Origin of the sequence: Chromohalobacter sp. 48-RD10 (assembly GCF_029889785.1) — a bacterium.
GTDB lineage: Bacteria > Pseudomonadota > Gammaproteobacteria > Pseudomonadales > Halomonadaceae > Chromohalobacter.
Genome location: NZ_JARANX010000008.1, coordinates 50002 through 71887 on the forward strand (window position 1 = coordinate 50002; position 21886 = coordinate 71887).

The window sequence follows — 21886 nt, forward strand, 5'->3', positions numbered from 1 at the left end:
TCACGCCGCTCGCGCCGTGGCCAAGTCTTCGATCACGGCACGCAGGACTTGCCAGAACTCATCCACGGAATCGAGTTCGACCCGCTCCGCTGGTGAGTGGGCGCCGCGGATCAAGGGACCGAAGGAGATCATCTCCAACTGCGGGTACTTGCCACCGAGAATGCCGCATTCAAGCCCGGCGTGGATGACCTTCACGTCCGGGTCGACTCCAGTCTGCTCGAGGTGCAGACGACGAAAGCGCGCCAACAGCGTGCTCTCGGGGTCCGGCGTCCAGCCGGGATAGGCGTTCTCGACCCGCGTTTCGGCGCCGATCAGCGAGAACAGTGCCCGGAAGCGGTCAGCGAGATCTTGTGTGGCGCTATCACGCAACGAGCGTACCAGAGCGCATAGATGGAAACGCCCGGCCTCGAGCTTGACCACGCCCAGATTGTTGGACGTTTCCACCACGCCCGGCACTTCAACGCTCATGCGCTCGACGCCGCACGGCGCCACATGCAGCGCCGCGATCAGCAGGCGACTGGCAGCCTCAGTGAGTGGCGCCTCGGGCTCGCCGGGCTCAAGGGCGAGTTGCACGTCTTCGTCGATTCCCGCCAGTTCGCTGGCAAGTTCGGCCTGCAGTTCGGCCAGCCGCTGCGTGACCGCGTCTTCTTCGTCGGCGGGTAGCGCGATGCTGGCGAAGGCCTCGCGCGGCAGCGCATTGCGCAGCGTGCCGCCGTGATAGGCGACGAGGCAGGCACCGAACGGTTCCAGGGCGCGCAGAACCCGCACCAGCAAGCGATTGGCGTTGCCGCGCCCTTTGTGGATGTCGATACCCGAGTGGCCGCCCACTAGCCCGGTCAAAGCAACGCGTCGCACGATTTCGCCCTCGCCGAGATCCCGCGTGGGCAGCCGCGCACCGACGACCACATCGGCCCCGCCGGCACATCCGATATACACCTGCCCACGATCCTCGGAGTCGAGATTGAGCAGATAACGCCCCTGCAGCCAGCCCTCGTCGAGTCCCAGCGCACCGCGCATGGAGGCTTCTTCTTCCAGCGTGAACAACACCTCGAGCGGGCCATGGCGCAAGGTATCGTCCTCGAGGATCGCCAGCGCAGCGGCCACCCCCATGCCGTTGTCCGCGCCCAGGGTGGTCTCATGGGCATGCAGCCATCCGTCTTCGACGTAGGTGTCGAGCGCATCGCGGGTAAAATCATGCGGGTGATCGGCATTGGCCTGGGCGACCATATCCAGATGCCCCTGCAGGATGACGCCGGGAAACGCCTCGCATCCCTTAGAGGCTGGCTTGCGAATCTTGAGGTTACCGGCGGCGTCGCGTTCATGCGTCAATCCGCGTTCGTCGGCCCAGGCGGTGAGCGTCTCTACCAGACGCTGTTCATGACCGGAGGGACGCGGCGTATTGCACAACGTGCGGAAATGGCGCCACAGCGGTTCGGGAGAGAGTTGCAGAAGATGATCGTTCATGGGAAATCGTTCCTGTTGGGAGCCGCCGACATCGCGCGCCACGTCTCCCGGTAACGACAAACGATCAAGGAATGACGACGCAGCACGTGTCGGGCGTCATGACACCTTACGCGCTGAATCGCGCAACGCAAGCCCACCGACAGCGACAGTCATGGCGTCGGATGCAAGCGACACTGCAAGATGCCCGACAGGCGGCGCCAGTGGGCGAGCCGGGCCTGGCGTCCCATCGCACGCGTCGCCTCGACATCACGCCCCTGGAACAACGTCGCGGCCCAATCGTGCAGTGCTCTTGTGTCCTCGTCCGGCATCTCGTCGGCAGCTTCCTGCGGCTGGCGGCGCCACCAGGCCAGCCAGACCCGACACAGCCAGGGCCGTGCGAGGGCCAGCTCACCGCCGCCCTGCGCGAAGCGCTCCAGGCGTGCGCATAGATCGGCATTCACCTCGGGCGCCGCTCCCTCGTACAGCAGCGTCATGACGACATCGGTCTCCAGATGCGCCAGCTCGAAGGCCAGCAGGCTCGGCAGCAGGTGCTGGAAGTCATCCGACCAGGCCGACAACGACGCTTCCGCCTGGATCGTCAGCGCCTGCCCCATCATCAGCGCGTGTTCACCGCTCGCCGCTTCGCGGGTCAGCCCCAAACGCAGCGAGATGAATCCCAAACGCCGCCAGAAGGCGATCAGTGTCGCCTCGGCGCCGAAACTCACGCCCAGATGCGCGACGTCGTGCATGCGAGCCGCAGTGGCCACGGCCTCGACCAGTGCCCGCCCCACGCCACGCCGCCGCACGGCAGGATGCACGGCGATGCGCATGATGCGCCACCAGCGCGATGTCAGCGCCGTCTGCCAGCCACCGTGTGCCGCCAACGACTGCGCCAGCAGATGACCGCGGGGACGACGCTCGCCGAGTACGACGCGCTCGGCCAGATCGTCGGGAAAACCGCCCTCCGCCTGCACCTGGCATACCCCGAGACAGGTATCGCCGACATAAGCCGCCGCGAGTTGCACGTCCGGGCCGTCGAGCAGTTGGCGCAAATCACTCGGGGAGGTGCGGTAATGCGCCTGCACCAGCAGACCGAACAGCGCCTCGAGGGCGTGCTCGTCATGGGCCAGTGCCTCCCGGTCGAGCCAGCGAATGCGCAGTGGCGCGGCAGCCAGCGCCGCTTCGGCCTGGCCATCGTCGTCCGGCGCGGCATCGAGCAGCAGCATGTCACGGGTCAGACGCTCGAGAGGATCGCCATCGGCCCAGCGGACCGGCTCGCGCAGATGGATCTCGCGCCAATCGGGCGTACGGCGCGATAGGCGCGCGTAAAAACGCACCTGGAAGCCACGTCCGGTGCCTTCGTAACCATGCACGGTGGTGGCGAAAGCAAGACGTGGGAAAGCGTCCAGCCAACGTGCCAACAGTGGCGTGGGGATGGCCGCCGCCTCATCGACGAACAGCGTCGGCGGCGCGTGACACTCCACGCCCGGCTCACTCAGGGCCGCCATGATGGCGTCCGGGGCGAGAAAGCGCACCTCGCACTCGCCCGCCTCCAGTGTGACGTGAAAGCGCGCCTCGGCGCGGTGCCCATGGGGATACAAAGCAGCCAAGCGCTCGAACAACGGCTCGATCGCTGCCCGACGTGGTGCAGTAACCCACAGCGTTGTTTCGCCTGCCGCCAGCCGTCGCGCGGCAGCGATGCCCAGCGCGGCCGACTTGCCACGTCCCCGATCGGCACTCAGGACCACGGGGCGCCGACGGCGCAGCCGCGTCAGCCGATGCACGGCCTCTTGCTGATCATGCGTCATACAGACGTCATCGAGAGAAGGCTCTGTGGGCGCGCTCGCCTCGGGCAGGCGACCGGAACACGGCGTGGCGTGCTCATCAGCCCAGCGCCAGAGGCTGGGCTCACGGAGCAAGCCGCGTGCCAGACGCGTCAGGTAATGGGCGCTCAGAGTCGTCGGCGAATGAGGCCAATGTGCCAGACGCACATAGTCGGCATCCGGATGGGCCTGGCCGCCGGCCCACTCCGCAGGCGTCAGCACGACCAGCAGCCCACCGGCACGCAGCGTACCGCTCAACGCCCCGAAGGCATCCGGATCGAAGCCCGGTTCGTCGCCGGCATCGATGATGATCAGATCATGCTCGCGTCCCAGGCGGGTGCGTGCCTGACGCGGAGCAAGCGCGTCGATGCTTTCTTGGGGGGCGACCGAACCGACCCACAAGGGTGCTTGCCACGTGCGTGCTCGCCATAGAGAAATTGCACGCGCACGTGCCTTCTCGGAAGACGCAGGTATCCAGATGATGCCGCGATGGCGACGTTCACGGCAGGCGTCGATCAAGGCATCCAGCCATGCGATGGAGGACGTCATGTCATCCGAGGGGGCATTCATGCGTCATCTCCCTTGCAGTATCCGCCCTCGACAGCCTCTCACGAACGTTCACAGACTCTCACAACTACGCACGCCCGCGAAGCGATTCGCGGGCGAGGTCGTCGGCGTCAGGCTGTCACCGCGCGGCGCGGCTAAGCGGTCTCACTCCAGGCCGTCGAGGTAGCGCTCAGCATCGAGCGCCGCCATGCACCCGGTACCCGCAGAGGTTACCGCTTGACGGTAGACGTGGTCCATCACGTCGCCGGAGGCAAAGACACCCGGCACGCTGGTCATGGTGGCATTGCCGTCGAGGCCCGACTTGACCCGAATATAGCCGCTGTTCATGTCCAGCTGGCCTTCGAAGATGCCCGTATTCGGCGAATGGCCAATGGCGACGAACAGCCCCGGCGCCTGAATCTCGCGCGAAGCGCCATCGACGGTGGAGATCAAACGCACGCCGGTGACGCCGGTGTTGTCACCCAGCACTTCCTCGAGGGTGTGGTTCCAGACGATTTCCATATTGCCATTCTCGACTTTGTCGAACAGCTTATCCTGCAGGATCTTCTCGGCACGCAGACTATCGCGGCGATGCACCAGCGTGACCTTGGTCGCGATATTGGACAGATACAGCGCTTCCTCGACGGCGGTGTTGCCCCCGCCGATAACCACGACTTCCTGACCGCGATAGAAGAAGCCATCGCAGGTCGCGCAGGCAGATACGCCCTGCCCCATGAACTTCTCTTCCGATGGCAGCCCCAGGTAACGCGCGCTGGCACCGGTGGAAATGATCAAGGAATCGCAGGTATAGGTGCCGTTTTCGCCCTTGAGCACGAACGGACGCTCACGCAGCTCGACCTCGTTGATATGATCGAATAGCACCTCGGTATCGAAACGCTCGGCATGGCTACGCATGCGCTCCATCAATTCCGGTCCCTGAACGCCTTCGGTGTCGCCCGGCCAGTTGTCCACGTCGGTGGTAGTCGTCAACTGACCGCCAGCCTGCATACCGGTAATCAGCAGCGGCTTGAGATTGGCACGTGCCGCATAGACGGCCGCCGTGTAACCGGCCGGGCCGGAACCGAGAATGATCAGTCGTTCGTGACGCACGTCGCTCATGGGGAAACCTCGCTTACGGGATACGCTGGCCGGCAACTGGACCAAAGAATGCTGTGTGGCATGCACGCGTTACGTGCAGGCCACACACCATTCGCTGCAAACGCTTGTCGACACAAAAGGCGGCCTGTTGGCCGCCCTTTGTTGCAAACGTGTCAACGCTTACAGTTCGTCGGAGTGCGTGCCCAGGTACTTGGCAACGCCTTCGGCGGTGTCTTTCATACCTTCCTGACCTTCGTCCCAGCCAGCGGGGCAGACTTCACCGTTTTTCTGGTGGAACTGGAGCGCCTTGACCATGCGCAGCATCTCGTCGACGTTGCGGCCCAGCGGCAGGTTGTTGATGGTCTGGTGCTGGACGACACCGTCTTCGTCGATCAGGAAGGACGCGCGCAGGGCGACGCCGGCTTCCGGATGCTCGATACCGAAGGCTTGCGTGATCTCGTGCTTGACGTCAGCCACCATCGGGAAGCCGACTTCACCAATGCCGCCCTTCTCGGGAGAAGTCTTGCGCCATGCGTGGTGAGTGAACTGAGAGTCGATGGATACACCGATCACTTCAACGCCGAGATCACGGAACTGCGCCAGACGGTTGTCATGCGCGATGATCTCGGACGGGCAAACGAAGGTAAAGTCCAGCGGCCAGAAGAAGACGACACGCATTTTGCCGTTGGTTTCAGACAGCTTGAAGTCGTCGACGATGGTGCCATCGCCCAGAACCGCTGCCGCTTCAAAATCGGGTACCTGACGTCCAACCAATACGCTCATTCGTTTCTCCTGAAAAGTTGGGTGGATGACTATGATTAAACCCCGCCAAGACTACCGGCGGGATTCTCTTATGCCAATTTGATTGGCCCAATGGGCAATATAGGCACTCCCTATCGGGCCGATATACCGTGCTTGCCATAGCGGTATTCCCGTAGGGCAGCACTCAAAATACGTCGTCGTCTTGCCCTAGCATGACGTCCTCGAGTTCGCCGCTGAACGGCGATACTGTCACACGCACCTGAATCGGCGCACAGCACTGAGGGCAATCTTCCCAAGTAGCGTGACTACCCACACTGCTATCGATCAACATCTCGAAAGAGGCGTCGCAATAAGGGCACGTCGCCGGCCATGACAACAACATTTCTTCATTCATACCGACTCCTGGCGTCCTCGAGTACGGCGCATTACCGAAGGAATATCGGGCCACTCTTGCCTTCTTTCAAGCCAATGCGTCGAGATCCGCGCACAAGACTGGTGTGACACGCTTCAGGCATTGCCTACTTGCCACCTTGGTAACATGGGCGCGCTTGAAATAAAGGCTTATCATGACAATATCTCCGGTATCGATGATATTGTAGACATTGTCGAAGGAACCTGACTCGCGGCGAACCGAGCCATCGGATGGTCTCCAGACCTTTCCAGCATATCAAGGGCAACGTGGTTCGGCGTTCGCCATGAAAAATCGTCCAGCTTTGATGAGGAGGGGGGCCCATGTCCGAAGCTCCACAGAATACGTTATCGACACTCGATGTCGGCGATCATACCTACCACTATTATAGTCTTGACAAGGCCGCCCAAGCGTTCGGCGACGCTTCGCGCCTGCCCATGACACTCAAGGTATTGCTCGAGAACCAGCTGCGCTACGGCGACGATGAAAGCGTCTCCCCCGACGACATGCAGGCCCTCGTCGACTGGCAGAAGGAAGGACGCTCCACTCGCGAAATCGGCTATCGTCCGGCACGCGTACTGATGCAAGACTTCACCGGCGTTCCCGGGGTCGTGGACCTGGCCGCCATGCGCGACGCCGTCAAGCGTCTCGGCGAATCTGCCGACCGCATCAACCCGCTCTCCCCCGTGGACCTGGTCATCGACCACTCGGTGATGGTCGATCACTACGGTGATCCTTCGTCGTTCAAGGACAACGTCGCCATCGAAATGGAGCGCAACCGCGAACGTTACGAATTCCTGCGCTGGGGCCAGCAGGCGTTCGATAATTTCCGCGTCGTGCCACCGGGTACCGGTATCTGCCACCAAGTCAACCTGGAGTATCTCGGCAAGACGGTGTGGACGAAGGAAGAAAACGGCAAGACGTTCGCCTATCCGGACACACTCGTGGGTACCGATTCCCACACCACCATGATCAACGGCCTGGGCGTCCTTGGTTGGGGCGTGGGCGGCATCGAAGCCGAGGCCGCGATGCTTGGCCAGCCGGTCTCGATGCTGATCCCCGAGGTCATCGGCTTCAAGCTCACCGGCAAACTGCGCGAAGGCATCACCGCTACCGACCTGGTGCTGACGGTCACTCAGATGCTGCGCCAGAAAGGCGTGGTGGGTAAATTCGTCGAATTCTACGGCGATGGCCTCAAGGACCTACCGCTGGCGGACCGCGCCACCATCGGCAACATGGCGCCCGAATACGGTGCCACCTGCGGGTTCTTCCCGGTCGACGAAGAAACGCTCAACTACATGCGCCTCACCGGCCGTGACGAACATCAGATCGAGCTCGTCGAAGCCTATACCAAGGCGCAGGGGCTGTGGCGCGAACCCGGTGCCGAGCCGATCTTCAGCGATGCCCTGCACCTCGACATGAACGAAGTCGAGTCCAGTCTGGCCGGGCCCAAGCGTCCGCAGGACCGTGTCGCCCTGACCGACATGAAGTCCACCTTCGAGAAGATCCTCAGCGATCGCAAGCCGGACGTCGCGTCCACCGAGCAAGGCAAGTGGCTCTCCGAAGGCGGGCAGACCGCCGTGGGTACCGACGAGAGTCTGGAGCACGAAGACAGCCAGGCTTGCGAGGTCGATGGCGAGAAGTTCAAGCTCAACCCGGGCGCCGTGGTCATCGCCGCCATTACCTCGTGCACCAACACCTCCAACCCCAGCGTGATGCTGGCCGCCGGATTGTTGGCACGCAAGGCCGTCGAGAAGGGCCTCACCACCAAGCCGTGGGTCAAGACATCACTGGCACCTGGCTCCAAGGTGGTTACCGACTACCTCGACGCCAGCGGCACTCAGAGCGATCTCAACGAACTGGGCTTCAACCTGGTCGGCTATGGCTGCACCACCTGCATCGGTAACTCCGGCCCCTTGCACGAGCCGATCGAGAAAGCCATCGAAGATGGCGATCTGACGGTAGCCTCAGTGCTCTCCGGCAACCGTAACTTCGAAGGCCGCATCCATCCGCTGGTACCCACCAACTGGCTGGCGTCACCGCCCCTAGTCGTGGCTTATGCCCTGGCCGGCAACATGCGCATCGATCTTTCCAAGGATCCGTTAGGCAAGGATCAAGACGGCAATCCAGTGTATCTGAAGGATGTCTGGCCCAGCCAGGCGGAGATCGCCGAAGCCGTCGAACAGGTCAGAACCGAGATGTATCGCAAGGAATACAGCGAGGTCTTCGAGGGTGACGAGATCTGGAAGTCGCTCGATGTACCGGAAAGTGATGTCTACGCGTGGAACAACAAGTCCACCTACATCCAGCATCCGCCGTTCTTCGAAGGCATGGGTAAGGAACCCGCGCCGCTGGAGGACGTCAAGAGTGCCAACGTGCTGGCCATGTTCGGCGACTCGGTGACCACCGACCATATCTCGCCCGCCGGCGCGATCAAGCCCGACAGCCCTGCCGGCCGTTATCTGCAGGAAAACGGCGTCAAGCCTGCGGATTTCAATTCCTACGGCTCACGGCGCGGCAACCACGAAGTGATGATGCGCGGCACCTTCGCCAACGTACGCATCAAAAACGAGATGCTCGATGACGTCGTGGGCGGCTATACCCGCCACGTGCCCAGCGGCGAACAGATGGCGATCTACGACGCGGCGATGAAATACGTCGAGAAGGACACGCCGCTGGTGGTGGTCGCCGGCAAGGAATACGGTACTGGCTCCAGCCGCGACTGGGCGGCCAAGGGTACGCGGCTGCTCGGCGTGCGTGCCGTGCTTGCCGAATCCTACGAGCGCATCCACCGCTCCAACCTGATCGGTATGGGCGTATTGCCGCTGCAGTTCCCCGAGGGCGAGGACCGTAAGTCACTGGGCATGACCGGCGACGAAACGGTGTCCATCGAAGGCATCGCCGATATCGAGCCTGGCGCCAAGGTCAAGGTGACCATCGCATCGAGTAAAGGCGAGAAGAAGATCGAAGCGCTGTGCCGCATCGATACCGCCAACGAGATGGCCTACTATCGCCACGGCGGCATTCTGCACTATGTGCTGCGCAGCATGTTGCAGTAAGCAATAGCGCGCTGAGCTAGCGCTATCTAGTACCATAAAAAAGCAACACCCCGTCGGCATCGCCGGCGGGGTGTTTTTTGTCGATGGGTCGAAAGGCGTGCGTTTAGAAGGCGCGGCGACGATAGGTGCGGTAACGCGGATACCAGAAGTGACGCTCGATGGCGTTCCACAGCGCTTCGTCGCTAGAGGACAGCGCGACATTTTCCTCTTGGGCCTGCTTGGCAACGGCGAAGGCGATGTACTTGCTGATCTCGCGGATGTCGCTCAGTGAAGGCAACAGCGCGCCTTTTCCGGTCTTGACGATGGGCGCGTGCTGGGCCAACGCATTGGAAGCCGCCATCAGCATCTTGTCGGTGACGCGGGACGCGTTGGTCGCCACGACTCCCAGGCCGATGCCAGGGAAGATATAAGCGTTGTTGCACTGGGCGATCGCCACGTCGCGCTCGCCGACGCGCACCGGCGGGAAGGGGCTGCCCGTGGCTACCAGCGCTTCGCCCCGAGTCCAGTCGAGAATGTCCTGGGGAACAGCCTCGACCTTGGACGTCGGGTTGGAAAGCGGCATCACCAGCGGCTGAGCGCAGCCGGCGTGCAGCGTCTTGATCACCTCCTCGGTGAACAGGCCGCTTTGCCCGGAAACCCCGATCAATACGCTAGGCTTGGCATTGCGCACCACGTCGAGCAGGTCGCGGTCCTGGGTCTCCCAGTCGCTCAAGGTGGCGGTCTCGTGCGCGAGACGCTGCTGGAAGTCGTAGAGCCCCTCCATGTCACTGGTCAACAACCCGAAACGGTCGATCATGTAGATGCGCTGACGCGCCTCGGCCTCGCTCAGACCTTCCATCGTCATCGCCACGACGATCTGCTCGGCGATACCGCAGCCCGCAGAGCCGGCCCCGAGAAACGCGATGGTCTGATCCTTGAGCGCCTCGCCCTTGGTCTTGCAGGCCGCCAGCAGCGTGCCCACGCACACCGACGCCGTACCCTGGATATCGTCGTTGAAGCAGCACAGCTGGTCGCGATAACGCTCGAGCAGCGGCATGGCGTTGGTCTGGGCGAAGTCCTCGAACTGCAACAGTACGTTGGGCCAGCGCCGTTGCAGCGCCTCCATGAACATACCGATGAACTCGTCGTACTCTTCCTGACTGACCCGTGGGTGGCGCCAGCCCATGTACATGGGGTCGTCGAGCAGCTTCTGATTGTTGGTGCCCACGTCGAGCACGATAGGCAGCGTGTAGGCCGGGCTGATGCCGCCGCAGGCGGTATACAGCGACAGCTTGCCGATGGGGATGCCCATACCCCCGATGCCCTGGTCGCCTAGCCCCAGGATACGTTCACCGTCGGTGGCCACGATCACGCGCACCTTGTCCTTGGTAGCGCTACGCAGGATATCGTCCATGCGGTGACGGTCGGGATACGAGATGAAGAGCCCGCGGTGATTACGGTAAATATTGGAGAACTCTTCGCATGCCTCACCTACCGTAGGGGTATAGATGATCGGCAGCATTTCCTCGAGATGCTCTTCCAGCAGGCGGAAGAACAGCGTCTCGTTATCGTCCTGAATCGACCGCAGATAAATGTGCTTGTCGAGGTTGTTCTGACACAAAGTGTACTGGTGATAAGCGCGCTCGAGTTGCTCTTCGATGCTCTCGACATTCTGCGGCAACAACCCCACCAGGTTGAACTCGACACGCTCTTCGCTGGTAAAGGCGCTGCCCTTGTTGAGTAGCGGCATCTCCAGCAGTGAGGGGCCGGCATAAGGAATATAAAGGGGACGCTTGGATGTTTCGCTCATCGTTTGCCTCACGCAGGTGACGGAACTCGGAGCCCTGGGGCTCCGCACGGCTCGAGCTTCACTATATCACGCCGCCTTGCCACCCGCGCACGCCACAACGATGCACGGCGCCTCAAGGGACGCCGTGCATCATTTGCGCGTGTCGATTATACGCATCAGCCACTGCGCGCCACGGGGCGTGCCGAGCCCGAGAAGAACCACGGGCGTAGCCGCACGCCCAGCATGTTGCCGGCAAACGCCGCGACCAACCACAGCCAGCCGTGCAAGCTACCCGATGAAATGCCGCCGAAATAGGCGCCGATGTTGCACCCGAACGCCAGGCGCGCCCCATAACCCAGCAGGAATCCACCGATGGCCGCCGCCACCACGGAACGTAGCGGGATGTTGAATTTCGGCGCGAAACGGCCCGCCAGTGCTGCAGCGGCCATCGCCCCCAGAATAATCCCCACGTTCATGACCGTAGTGACATCGCTCCAGACATTGGCGTTCAAGGCCGCTTGATTGCCGGCCGCCTGCCAATAGCCCCAGCCGCTGACGTCGCCGCCTAACGCCTCGAAGCCCTTGGCACCCCACAGCGCCAACGCCGAGGTAATGCCCCATGGGCGTCCGGCGAGCGCCAGCGTGATGAAATTGAGCACCGCCAAACCCACTGCGCCGGCCAATAGCGGCCAAGGGCCTTGCAGCCAACGCGAGCGGCCGGCCTCGACCTGTGGCGCCCGTTCGAGCTGACCGTGCCGGCGTCTTTCCATGGCCACCGTCACCGCCGCGATCGCGGCGAACAACGCCAGGCTCACGACGATGCCGCCGCCCACGCCGAACAGGCCATGCAGTGACGTCGGCTGGAACGCCGGCCACGTCTGCCACCAGGCAAAATGCGCCGTACCGACCAAGGAGCCGATGATGAAAAACACCAGGGTGATCACCATGCGCGCATTGCCGCCGCCCACCGTGAACAAGGTTCCCGAGGCACAGCCGCCGCCGAGCTGCATGCCCAGACCGAACAGGAATGCACCGACCAGGACCGATACCCCGATGGGTGCGATATAGCCGGAAACCGGCGTGCCAAACAGAGTACCCGCGCCCAGAGCCGGGAAGAACAGCACCACCGCCAGGGCCAGCATGACCATCTGCGCGCGCAAGCCTCGCCCACGACGCTCGGTAATGAACACCCGCCACGCGGAGGTGAAGCCGAAGGCGGCATGATAGAGCACCATGCCCAGGGCGCCCCCCACGATCATGAGCAACCCCGTGGCCGCCCCGAAGGCCGTGCCCACGGCCAGGGCGCCCAGGAGCAAGACGATTGTCGCCGCCAATGCCAACGGCGGTACGCCGCGACGCGGCGTCTGCGCAGCGGACGAAACACTGGATGCGTCAGGCATCGCAACCTCCTGTTATCGTTTGAATGGAAATTGTTGCCTATCTTAGCGCCTGCCCAGACCTTTTAAAAATTCATAAAACGCATTCACGCTATAGCGTTTGGCAATATAAAAAGCCCGTGTCTCGTGACACGGGCTTTGGCAGTGCGCAAGACGCACCGATAAGAAGCGTCAATGAGGCGTCACACGAAACGCCCCAGGCCAGCGACTTCGCGCACACGCTCCATGAGAGGTTGCGCCTCGGCACGGGCCTTTTCGGCGCCCTGCTTGAGCACGTTCTCGATATGCCCGGGGTCTTCGAGCAGAGCATTATACCGCTCGCGAGGTTCGCGCAAGTGCGCGTTGAGATATTCGAAGACCCGATCCTTGGCCTCGCCCCAGCCGATGCCGTTCTCGTAGTCGGCCCGCATGGTGGCGGTCTCTTCGGCGGAGGCAAACGACGAGAAGATCTGAAACAGCGTGCAGCCATCGGGGTCCTTGGGCTCGCCGGGCTCCAGGGAGTTGGTCTTGATCTTGCGCACCAGCTTCTGGAGCTTCTTCTCCGAGACGAACAGCGGGATGGTATTGTTGTAACTCTTGGACATCTTGCGGCCATCGAGTCCGTTCAATACTTCTACCTTGTCGTCGACTACCGCCTCGGGCAGCGTGAAATACTGTCCCTTGTAGAGATGGTTGAAGCGCCCGCCCATATCGCGCGCCATCTCGATATGCTGGATCTGGTCGCGCCCCACCGGGACTTTAGTGGCATTGAACATCAGGATATCCGCCGCCATCAGCACCGGATAACCGAACAGCCCCATGCTCACGCCCTTATCCATATCCTGATGGCCGAGCTCTTCGTTCTCGTCCACCGCCGCCTTGTAGGCATGGGCGCGGTTCATCAGCCCCTTGGCACAGACGCAGGACAGCATCCAGGTAAGCTCGGGAATCTCGGGAATGTCCGACTGGCGGTAGAAGACAGCATTGTCGGTATCCAGGCCCAACGCCAGCCAGGTGGCGGCGATTTCCAGACGCGATTGCTGCACGCGCTTGGGATCCTGACACTTGATCAACGCATGCAGATCCGCGAGGAAATAGAAGGAATCCACATCGGGACGTTGGCTGGCCTCGATGGCCGGTTTGATGGCCCCGACATAATTGCCGAGATGCGGGGTACCGGTGGTGGTGATGCCGGTCAGAACGCGTGTCTTGGTCATGAAATTGGGCTGATCGCAACGAAATGTGAGAATCTGCCCAGTGTACAACGACGTCCCGGCCAAGGCGACCGGGCCCAGCCGGAACGTCGTCGTCCGCCACTACACCATCAGGTTCTTGGGATCGACCGCGTCCAGACCGAATGCCTGGGCCACCGCCGAGTGCGTGATGTGTCCGGCATGGACGTTGAGGCCCTCGAGGAAGTGAGGATCCTCCGCCAGGGCGCCTTGCCATCCTTTGTCGGCCAGTGCCAGTACGAACGGCAAGGTAGCATTGGTCAACGCCTGGGTGGAGGTACGCGCCACGGCGCCCGGCATGTTGGCGACGCAGTAATGCACCACACCATCCACGACATAGGTGGGATCGGCGTGGGTCGTCGCGCGGCTCGTCTCGAAGCAGCCGCCCTGATCGATGGCCACGTCTACCAGCACACTGCCCGGACGCATGTCGCCGAGCATCTGGCGAGTGATTAGCTTTGGCGCCTGCGCGCCCGGTACCAGCACCGCACCGACGACGATATCCGACTCGCGGGCCGCGGTTTCCAGGGCGTCCGCCGTCGAGTACACGGTATTCAAACGACCTTGATAGCGATGGTCGAGCACTTCCAGCCGCTCCAGCGACTTGTCGAGCACGGTGACATCCGCGCCCAGCCCCAGCGCCATGCGCGCAGCGTTCTCCCCGACCACGCCACCGCCAATCACGGTGACCTTGGCCGGCGCCACGCCGGGCACTCCGGGAATCAGAATACCCGCACCGCCCTGGGCCTTTTCCAGGCTATGCGCGCCGGCTTGGATGGCCATGCGGCCGGCGACACGACTCATCGGTGCCAAAAGCGGCAAACCGCCTTCTTCGTCGGTGATCGTCTCGTAGGCGATGCAGGTCGCTTCGCTGTCCATCAGCCCTCGTGTCAGCGACTCTTCGGCGGCCAAATGCAGGTAGGTAAAAAGCGTATGGCTCGGCTTGAGACGCTTGACCTCCTCCGGCTGAGGCTCCTTCACCTTGACGATCAACTCGGCGTTATCCCATAGCGCGTCGAGATCTTGCTCGATACGCGCTCCCGCCGCTTCATACTCAGCGTCAGGGAAGCCGGCTCCCTCGCCCGCCGAGGCCTGCACTGCCACGCGATGCCCGCGTGCCACCAGTTCGCGCACCACGCTTGGCGTCAAGGCGACACGATACTCATGGTTCTTGATTTCCTTGGGTATGGCAATTTTCATGACGCTTCCTTTACGACGTGATCAACATAGGCTCAACGACTATTCATTACAGCACACGCACAGGAATCGGTGGGAAGGCGAAGAAAAAACGGGAGGACGCGCTATAAAAACACGTTTTAATAGAAAACTTTACGCTGACAACGTCCATGGCCGGACGATTTACGCCGGCCAGGTCGTGCATACCCTGCTCACCTTAAACGGGACGTGCCTCGCCACACTGCCAGCAGGTATCGAAGACACCTTCCAGCCATTCACCACAGGCAGGGCAACGCCAGGCAGGGCAATCCTCAGTGGGACCGTTGAGGGCATCATCGACCAACGCTTCAGCGCGCTGGCGATGCCCCGCCGGCACCCAGACCTCCGGCTCGCATTCACCGGGCGGCAGTTCGCCGGCGCCACCGCCGAGCGTCATGTTGCGCAGCACGGGCACCAACCCGGCGCTGGCCAACACGTTGTGCACGTGGTTGACCAGCAACGCGTTGGGATGCCGAAAGACGCGAACGCTATCCAACGTCATGATCAGTTGCGGAAAACCCGCACACCCATTGCCTTGAGGTAGGCGGTTTCGGGAATCGCGGGATGCACGGGATGATCCAGCCCTTGGTGGCCCTGATAGATGACCTGCCCATGGCGGTCCTGATGGCGGACCGCGCCGCGCACGCACTCCATCAAGCGCTCCGGCGTCAGGTGCATAGAGCACGACGCCGAGAGCAGCATGCCGTCGCGCCCCAGTAGCCGAATCGCCTCACGGTTGAGCCGCGAATAGGCACGCTCGCCGTTGGAAATGTCCTTGCGCTTCTTTATGAAGGCCGGCGGGTCGAGCACGATCACATCGAATTGCTCGCCTTCCGCCTTGAGGGCTGCCAATGCCTCGAAGGCCTCGCCCTCACCGACGGCCACTTGCTCGGCCAAGCCGTTAAGCGCAGCGTTATCGGCCACACGCTCCAGGGCCTGAGCGGAACTATCCACGCACAGCACCTCGCTAGCGCCATGTGCGGCCGCCTGAACACCCCAACCGCCCACATAGCTGAACACATCCAGCACGCGCTTGCCGGCGACCAGGCCATTGAGCCATGCCCGGTTGGCGCGGTGATCGAAGAACCAACCGGTTTTCTGGCCATCCAGCACCGGTACCGCGAAGCGCACACCGTTTTCCTCGAGCAGCACTTGATCAGGCAGCTCACCGTAGGCGACCTCGACCTCGTCGCCGAGCCGTTCCTGACGACGCCCGGACGAATCGTTCTTGAATACGATGGCGCGCGGCGCCAGTACTTTCTCGAGCGCGGCAACGATCTCGTCGCGCAGCCGGTCCATGCCCACGGTATTGAGCTGCACCACCAGCACGTCATCGAAACGATCGACGACGAGCCCCGGCAACAGATCGCCCTCGCCATGTATAAGGCGATAGAAAGGCTTGGCGAACATCCGCGCGCGTAGGCCCAACGCCTGCTTGAAACGGTGGACCAACAGCGAACGGTCGAGACGCACATCCATATCCCGCGACACGATACGCGCGCAGATCAGCGAATGCGGATTGACGTAGGCGATGCCCATCGGCTTGCCATTAGCGGCCTCGATGACTGCCTGGGCGCCCGGTTCGAAATCCTTCAGCGGCGTGGTCGCGATATCGATCTCGTTGGAATAGAGCCACAAATGGCCCGCCTTGAGACGACGATCGGCGTTTTTCTTGAGGCGTAGACGTTCAGTCACGGAAAACCTCTTGGCAAAGATATCGCGCGGCGCGAAGCGCTCAGCGCTGACAGTGGGGACAAAAAACGCTGGCACGCTGCCCCAGCGTAGCCAAGCGTAAAGGCTCACCGCAACGCCGGCAAGGCGCTTCTTGCCGCCCATAGACGTTGAGGCGCTGAGCGAAATAACCGGGCTCGCCGGTGCCGCTGACAAAGTCGCGAAGCGTCGTGCCGCCCTGCGTGATCGCCGCCGCCAGCACCTCGCGTGCCGCCTCGGCCAGGCGCTCATAGCGCTCGCGAGAGATACGTCTCGCCGCACGCCGGGGGTCGATCCCCGCCAGAAACAACGCTTCGCTGGCGTAGATATTGCCAACCCCCACCACCACGGCGTTGTCCATCAAAAACGGCTTGACGGCAATGCGTCGCTTGCGTGAAAGCCGATAGAGACGCTCGCCGTCGAAATCCGGCGACAACGGCTCGGGCCCCAGACGCACCAGACGCGGATCGTCGACCGGCGAGCCCTGCAGCCAATCGACGATGCCGAAACGACGAGGGTCGTGATAACGCAAAATCGCGCCATCCTCCACGACCAAGTCGACATGATCGTGCTTTCTGGGCATATCGCCAAGCCGCGCCACACGCAGGCTCCCGGACATTCCCAGATGCCATAGCAGGGTACGTTCACCAACGGGCATGAGCAGATACTTGGCGCGCCGCCCTAGCGTACCGATTCGCTGACCGACGAGCATATCCGCCAGGTCATCCGGCACCGGCGTGCGCAGGCGTGGCTGGCGCACGATGACTTCACGAATCTCGCGCCCCTCTATATAGGGCGCAATCCCGCGGCGCGTCGTCTCGACTTCAGGGAGTTCAGGCATGCTGGCTTCCCGCCATCTTTCTTGCTGACATAAAAAAACCCGGAGCGACCCGGGTTTTTCTGACAGGTGAACGTCACCTGAGGCAAAGGAGGGCCAAGATCACTTGATCTTGGCTTCCTTGTACATCACGTGCTTGCGGACGACCGGGTCGAATTTTTTCATTTCGAGCTTGTCCGGCGTGTTCCGCTTGTTCTTGTCGGTGGTGTAAAAATGGCCGGTTCCGGCGCTGGACACCATCTTGATCTTGTCACGCATGAATCATTACTCCCTGTTTGGACGCGTGTTTAGACGCGGTCACCACGCTTGCGAATATCGCTGAGCACTTCTTCAATGCCCTTCTTGTCGATGATGCGCATGCCCTTGGAGGAAACGCGCAGCCTGACGAAGCGCTTTTCGGCTTCTACCCAGAAACGATGGGAGTGCAAGTTCGGCAAGAAGCGACGACGTGTTCTCCGCTGGGAGTGAGAAACATTGTTACCAGTCACCGGGCGCTTGCCGGTAACCTGACATACTTGGGACATGGAAGCCTCCAACCACTGGCGAGTTGTCAAAACCTGTCGGGCAAACCGGGAATGGCAGGCTACCGCCTTCTGCCCTGATTCAAAGGGCGTACTTTATACCAGACGTCAAGCCTTGCCGCAAGCTTGTGGAGGCTCGACGGACGGCCAACCCCTGGCATCGCGGGCACGGCCTCAAAGCCATCCGCGTTCGGCAAACGATGTTACCTCACCATCGCCGACGACGAAATGATCCAGCACACGGATCTCGAAAAGTCCCAGCGCCTCCTTGAGCCGCCGGGTGATCCGACGGTCGGCGTCGCTCGGCTCGGCCACGCCCGAGGGATGATTGTGAGCAAAGATCAAGGCCCCTGCGTTGAGTGCCAGCGCCCGACGCGACACCTCACGTGGGTAGACGGAGGCACTATCGAGCGTGCCTTCCGACAGCGTCTCGAAACGGATCACACGGTGCTGCGTATCCAGGAACAATGCCGCAAACGCCTCATGGGGCAAGTGACGCAACTGCGAGGTCAAGAACTGGCGCACCAAGGCCGGCGAGGTCAGGGCGCCGCCACGCTCCAACAAGCTCCCCAGGTGTCGCCGCGACAGCTCCAGGGAGGCCTGAAGCTGCACATACTTGGCTTTTCCCAGGCCATGCTCCGCGCAAAAGCGCGCCTGATCGGCCTCCAGCAACGGCCGCAGGCCTCCGAAAGCGACCAGCAGGTCACGTGCGAGGTCCACCGCCGAACGCCCCTTCACGCCGACACGCAGAAAAATCGCCAATAACTCGGCATCCGACAGTACCGGCGCCCCCAGGGTGAGCAACTTTTCACGCGGGCGCTCGCCTTCCGGCCAATCGCGTATTCCCATCGCCAGCTTCCCTCAGATTTCGGATGTCACGGCATACTCAGACATAATATCAGAAATATCTTATTAAATAACAACGTCGCACACCGATCACCTCCAACCAAAGTTGCATCGCATGATTATCTAACCTGACTACCATACTAGTCATACAACGTATCGATTCAGGATCTTTACATGACGCCATCGCTGCTCGCGCTCTGGGACGAACAGCCCGACGATAATGTCCGTCAACGCCTCTATGCGGTCCTGCGCCAATCGATCATTCGCATGACGTTGGCGCCCGGCCAAGCTCTATCGGAGAAAGAGATCGCGGACACCTTCGCGGTCAGCCGGCAACCCGTACGCGAAGCTTTTATTCGACTCTCGGAGGCCGGCCTGATCGAGGTACGTCCCCAGCGCGGCACCTACGTCGTGCACATTTCTCAAGCCGATGTCATGGAGGCACGTTTCGTCCGCGAAGCCATCGAGATCGCAGTCGCACGAGACGCCGCCGAACAGGGACTCGCCCCAGTGGTACGTGATGAGCTTCACGAACTCATCGCCCGCCAGCAACGCTGCATCGAGACCCAGGACCATGACCGCTTCTACCGTCTCGACGAAGCATTCCACCGCACGCTCGCGCTAGAGACTGGGCACGACGCCGCCTGGCGCGTGACACAGGAGGTCAAGGCACAACTCGACCGGGTTCGCTACCTGAGCGTGCCGGACGCCACACCGATTACGAAGCTGATCGATCAGCACACCCACATTCTCGAAAGCATCATTGCGCGTAACCCCGAGGCGGCAGAAAAAGCCGTGAGGGAACACCTGCGCGAAATACTCAGCTCACTGCCAAACTTGGTCGAGCGCTTCCCCGAACTGTTCGCGTCCACCCCGGCCGGTGGTCGTCGAACCTCGCTGCATTCTGGAGTCAGTGCATGAAGATTCACGACGCCTATACCATCGTCACCTGCCCCGGCCGCAACTTCGTGACGCTCAAGATCATCACTGACGCGGGTATTCACGGGATAGGCGATGCTACCCTCAATGGCCGTGAGATGGCAGTGGCGGCTTATCTCGACGAACACGTCGTTCCAGCGCTGATAGGCCGCGACGCCAGCCGCATCGAAGATACCTGGCAGTATCTTTATCGCGGCGCCTACTGGCGGCGTGGGCCAGTGACCATGACCGCCATTGCCGCCGTCGACATGGCACTATGGGACATCAAGGCCAAGGCCGCCGGCATGCCACTTTATCAGTTGCTCGGCGGTAAAAGCCGTGAGCGCGTAATGACTTACGCCCACTGCACCGGCCAGGAGATCGATGACTGCCTCGAGGAAGTGGCCCGCCACGTCGAGATGGGCTACCGGGCGGTACGCGTCCAGGCTGGGGTGCCGGGGATCAAGACCACCTACGGCGTGGCCAAGAACCCTGGCGAGCGTTACGAGCCGGCCGACTCCTCACTGCCTGCCGAGCACGTCTGGAGCACCGAAAAGTACCTTAACCATGCGCCCAAGCTGTTTGCCGCCGTACGCGAGCGCTTCGGCGACGAGCTGCACGTCTTGCACGACGTCCATCATCGCCTGACGCCGATCGAGGCAGCGCGATTGGGCAAGGCCGTCGAGCCCTATCACCTGTTCTGGCTGGAAGACTGCGTGCCGGCCGAGAATCAGGAAAGCCTCCGCCTGATACGCGAGCATACCACCACACCGCTGGCAATCGGCGAGGTATTCAACTCGATCCACGACTGCCGCGAGATGATCCAGAACCAGTGGATCGACTACATCCGTATGCCGCTCACCCACGGCGGCGGCATCACCGCGATGCGCCGCGTCGCCGACCTGGCGTCGCTGTACCACGTGCGCACCGGCTTTCACGGCCCCACCGACCTGTCGCCGGTATGTCTCGGCGCCGCGATCCACTTCGACACCTGGGTACCCAACTTCGGCATCCAGGAACACATGCCGCACGCCGACGAGACCGACGCGGTATTCCCCCACGACTATCGCTTCGAGGACGGCCACTTCCTGGTGGGCGAGTCCCCGGGACACGGTGTCGATATCGATGAAGAGCTCGCCGCGAAGTACCCCTACAAACGCGCCAGCCTGCCGGTCAACCGTCTGGAAGACGGTACGCTCTGGCACTGGTAATCCCGTTTCCCTTTCATAGAGCGGAGTCTGTCATGAAAGCCTTTGAGGTTCGCGCCCCCCACGATTTCAGCATCGTTGATAGCGATGCCCCTCGAGTTGCCGCTGGCGAGGTGAGCGTCGGCGTCGCCTTCGCCGGTATTTGCGGCTCGGACATGCATATCATTCACGGCGACAACGCCTTCGTACGCTTCCCACGGGTCACCGGCCACGAGTTCGCCGGCGTCGTCGAAGCGGTGGGCGACGGCGTAGAGGGCCTCTCGGTGGGTGATCGCGTATGCATCGACCCGGTGATCAACTGCGGCGAGTGCTACCCATGCCGTATCGGGCGGCCCAACGTCTGCAGCGCCATGCAGGTGATCGGCGTGCACCGCAACGGTGGCTTTGCCAACCAGGTCAGCGTTCCCGCCGCCAACGCCCATCGGCTGCCCGAGTCCATCGCTCTCGATCAGGCCGCACTGGTCGAGCCCTACACCATCGCCTGTAACGTCCTCGACCGGATGCAGCCGTATGACGGCGATCCTCTGCTGATCCTCGGCGCCGGCGTGATCGGCCTGACGATCCTCCAGGTCGCCCGAGCCAAAGGGCTCACCGACATAACCGTCTGCGACGTCATCGACGACCGGTTGAATGTCGCCCGCTCGCTTGGCGCCCGTCACACCGTCAACGGTCAGCGGGAAGATCTCGAGGCCGTGATGGCCGAGCGCACTAGCGGCGAGGGCGTGCCATTGATCGCCGACGCCGCCTGCGTGCCGGCGCTATTCCCTCAGCTCGCGCGGATCGCCTCGCCGGCCGGACGTATTGGCTTGCTGGGTTTCAACACTACGCCCAGCGACCTGGTTCAGCTCGAGGTGATCAAGAAGGAGCTGAGCATCGTCGGCTCACGACTCAACAACCGCAAGTTCCCCGAAGTCATCGAGATGCTCGCTAGCGGGCGGCTCGATGCCACGGCGCTGGTCAGCCACCGGCTGCCCTTCGCTGAGATGGGTGAGGCGATCCACATGATCGACCATTACCCGGAACGCGTGTGCAAGGTACTCATCGAGCTCGATGCCTGAAGCGCCAAGCGCTTCGCCCCCTCGCACTCGCCAACGATCGACTGCAAACCACTACT

At 62.2% G+C, this 21886-nt stretch carries 19 protein-coding genes; 4 read left to right on the top strand and 15 right to left on the bottom strand.

Annotated elements, in window-relative coordinates:
• The 5 genes from OP496_RS10535 to OP496_RS10555 all read right to left on the bottom strand — a co-directional run bounded on the left by OP496_RS10535 (position 1) and on the right by OP496_RS10555 (position 6066).
• Positions 1–1464, bottom strand: coding sequence for an aminoacyl-histidine dipeptidase (locus OP496_RS10535; RefSeq protein ID WP_280563584.1), 1464 nt, complete (start codon positions 1462–1464; stop codon positions 1–3).
• 149 nt (positions 1465–1613) lie between these two features.
• Entirely contained in the window at positions 1614–3836 is a 2223-nt protein-coding gene (locus OP496_RS10540) for a GNAT family N-acetyltransferase (RefSeq protein ID WP_280563585.1), read from the bottom strand.
• Positions 3837–3977: 141 nt separating this feature from the next.
• Complete coding sequence (gene trxB / locus OP496_RS10545) at positions 3978–4931, bottom strand: thioredoxin-disulfide reductase (protein ID WP_280563586.1); 954 nt, start codon at positions 4929–4931, stop codon at positions 3978–3980.
• Positions 4932–5090: 159 nt separating this feature from the next.
• The gene (locus tag OP496_RS10550) at positions 5091–5693 is read right to left on the bottom strand and encodes a peroxiredoxin (protein ID WP_280563587.1); all 603 of its coding nucleotides are present in this window, start codon (positions 5691–5693) and stop codon (positions 5091–5093) included.
• A 163-nt stretch (positions 5694–5856) separates the two neighbouring features.
• Positions 5857–6066 (bottom strand): CPXCG motif-containing cysteine-rich protein, encoded by a 210-nt coding sequence (locus tag OP496_RS10555; RefSeq protein WP_246919207.1) that lies wholly within the window; start codon positions 6064–6066, stop codon positions 5857–5859.
• Between the two features lie 338 nt (positions 6067–6404).
• Between OP496_RS10555 and acnA the strand changes: the two genes are divergently transcribed.
• On the top strand, positions 6405–9140 hold the full coding sequence (gene acnA / locus OP496_RS10560) for an aconitate hydratase AcnA (RefSeq protein WP_280563588.1): 2736 nt from the start codon (positions 6405–6407) through the stop codon (positions 9138–9140).
• 103 nt (positions 9141–9243) lie between these two features.
• On the opposite strand, the gene OP496_RS10565 is transcribed toward acnA, so the two are convergent.
• The 10 genes from OP496_RS10565 to radC all read right to left on the bottom strand — a co-directional run bounded on the left by OP496_RS10565 (position 9244) and on the right by radC (position 18649).
• A complete protein-coding gene (locus OP496_RS10565) occupies positions 9244–10929 on the bottom strand; it encodes an NAD-dependent malic enzyme (protein WP_280563589.1) in 1686 nt (561 codons plus the stop codon).
• 155 nt (positions 10930–11084) lie between these two features.
• A complete protein-coding gene (locus tag OP496_RS10570; protein WP_280563590.1) occupies positions 11085–12308 on the bottom strand; it encodes a YeeE/YedE family protein in 1224 nt (407 codons plus the stop codon).
• A 179-nt stretch (positions 12309–12487) separates the two neighbouring features.
• Positions 12488–13501, bottom strand: a complete 1014-nt coding sequence (locus OP496_RS10575; RefSeq protein ID WP_280563591.1) for a tryptophan--tRNA ligase — start codon at positions 13499–13501, stop codon at positions 12488–12490.
• Positions 13502–13600: 99 nt separating this feature from the next.
• Positions 13601–14716 (bottom strand): alanine dehydrogenase, encoded by a 1116-nt coding sequence (ald, locus tag OP496_RS10580; protein ID WP_280563592.1) that lies wholly within the window; start codon positions 14714–14716, stop codon positions 13601–13603.
• A gap of 193 nt (positions 14717–14909) precedes the next feature.
• Positions 14910–15233, bottom strand: a complete 324-nt coding sequence (locus OP496_RS10585) for a DUF2007 domain-containing protein (protein ID WP_280563593.1) — start codon at positions 15231–15233, stop codon at positions 14910–14912.
• A 2-nt stretch (positions 15234–15235) separates the two neighbouring features.
• Positions 15236–16426 carry a class I SAM-dependent rRNA methyltransferase gene (locus OP496_RS10590; protein ID WP_280563594.1) on the bottom strand — a complete coding sequence of 397 codons (1191 nt, stop codon included), beginning with the start codon at positions 16424–16426 and terminating at the stop codon, positions 15236–15238.
• A gap of 40 nt (positions 16427–16466) precedes the next feature.
• Positions 16467–17282, bottom strand: coding sequence for a bifunctional DNA-formamidopyrimidine glycosylase/DNA-(apurinic or apyrimidinic site) lyase (gene mutM, locus OP496_RS10595; protein ID WP_280563595.1), 816 nt, complete (start codon positions 17280–17282; stop codon positions 16467–16469).
• A 99-nt stretch (positions 17283–17381) separates the two neighbouring features.
• Positions 17382–17537 carry a 50S ribosomal protein L33 gene (gene rpmG / locus OP496_RS10600; RefSeq protein WP_011508261.1) on the bottom strand — a complete coding sequence of 52 codons (156 nt, stop codon included), beginning with the start codon at positions 17535–17537 and terminating at the stop codon, positions 17382–17384.
• Between the two features lie 29 nt (positions 17538–17566).
• Complete coding sequence (rpmB, locus tag OP496_RS10605) at positions 17567–17803, bottom strand: 50S ribosomal protein L28 (RefSeq protein WP_280563596.1); 237 nt, start codon at positions 17801–17803, stop codon at positions 17567–17569.
• Between the two features lie 171 nt (positions 17804–17974).
• Positions 17975–18649: a DNA repair protein RadC gene (gene radC, locus OP496_RS10610; protein ID WP_280563597.1), complete on the bottom strand. Its 675-nt coding sequence runs from the start codon at positions 18647–18649 to the stop codon at positions 17975–17977.
• Between the two features lie 171 nt (positions 18650–18820).
• Here radC and OP496_RS10615 point away from each other — a divergent pair, with 171 nt between their 5' ends.
• The 3 genes from OP496_RS10615 to OP496_RS10625 are packed head-to-tail and all read left to right on the top strand — an operon-like array spanning position 18821 to position 21830.
• Positions 18821–19567, top strand: coding sequence for a GntR family transcriptional regulator (locus OP496_RS10615; RefSeq protein WP_280563598.1), 747 nt, complete (start codon positions 18821–18823; stop codon positions 19565–19567).
• A complete protein-coding gene (gene manD / locus OP496_RS10620; protein WP_280563599.1) occupies positions 19564–20775 on the top strand; it encodes a D-mannonate dehydratase ManD in 1212 nt (403 codons plus the stop codon). Before OP496_RS10615 ends, manD begins: the two co-directional genes overlap by 4 nt.
• A 32-nt stretch (positions 20776–20807) precedes the next feature.
• The gene (locus tag OP496_RS10625; protein ID WP_280563600.1) at positions 20808–21830 is read left to right on the top strand and encodes a Zn-dependent oxidoreductase; all 1023 of its coding nucleotides are present in this window, start codon (positions 20808–20810) and stop codon (positions 21828–21830) included.
• The last annotated feature ends 56 nt before the right edge of the window (positions 21831–21886 follow it).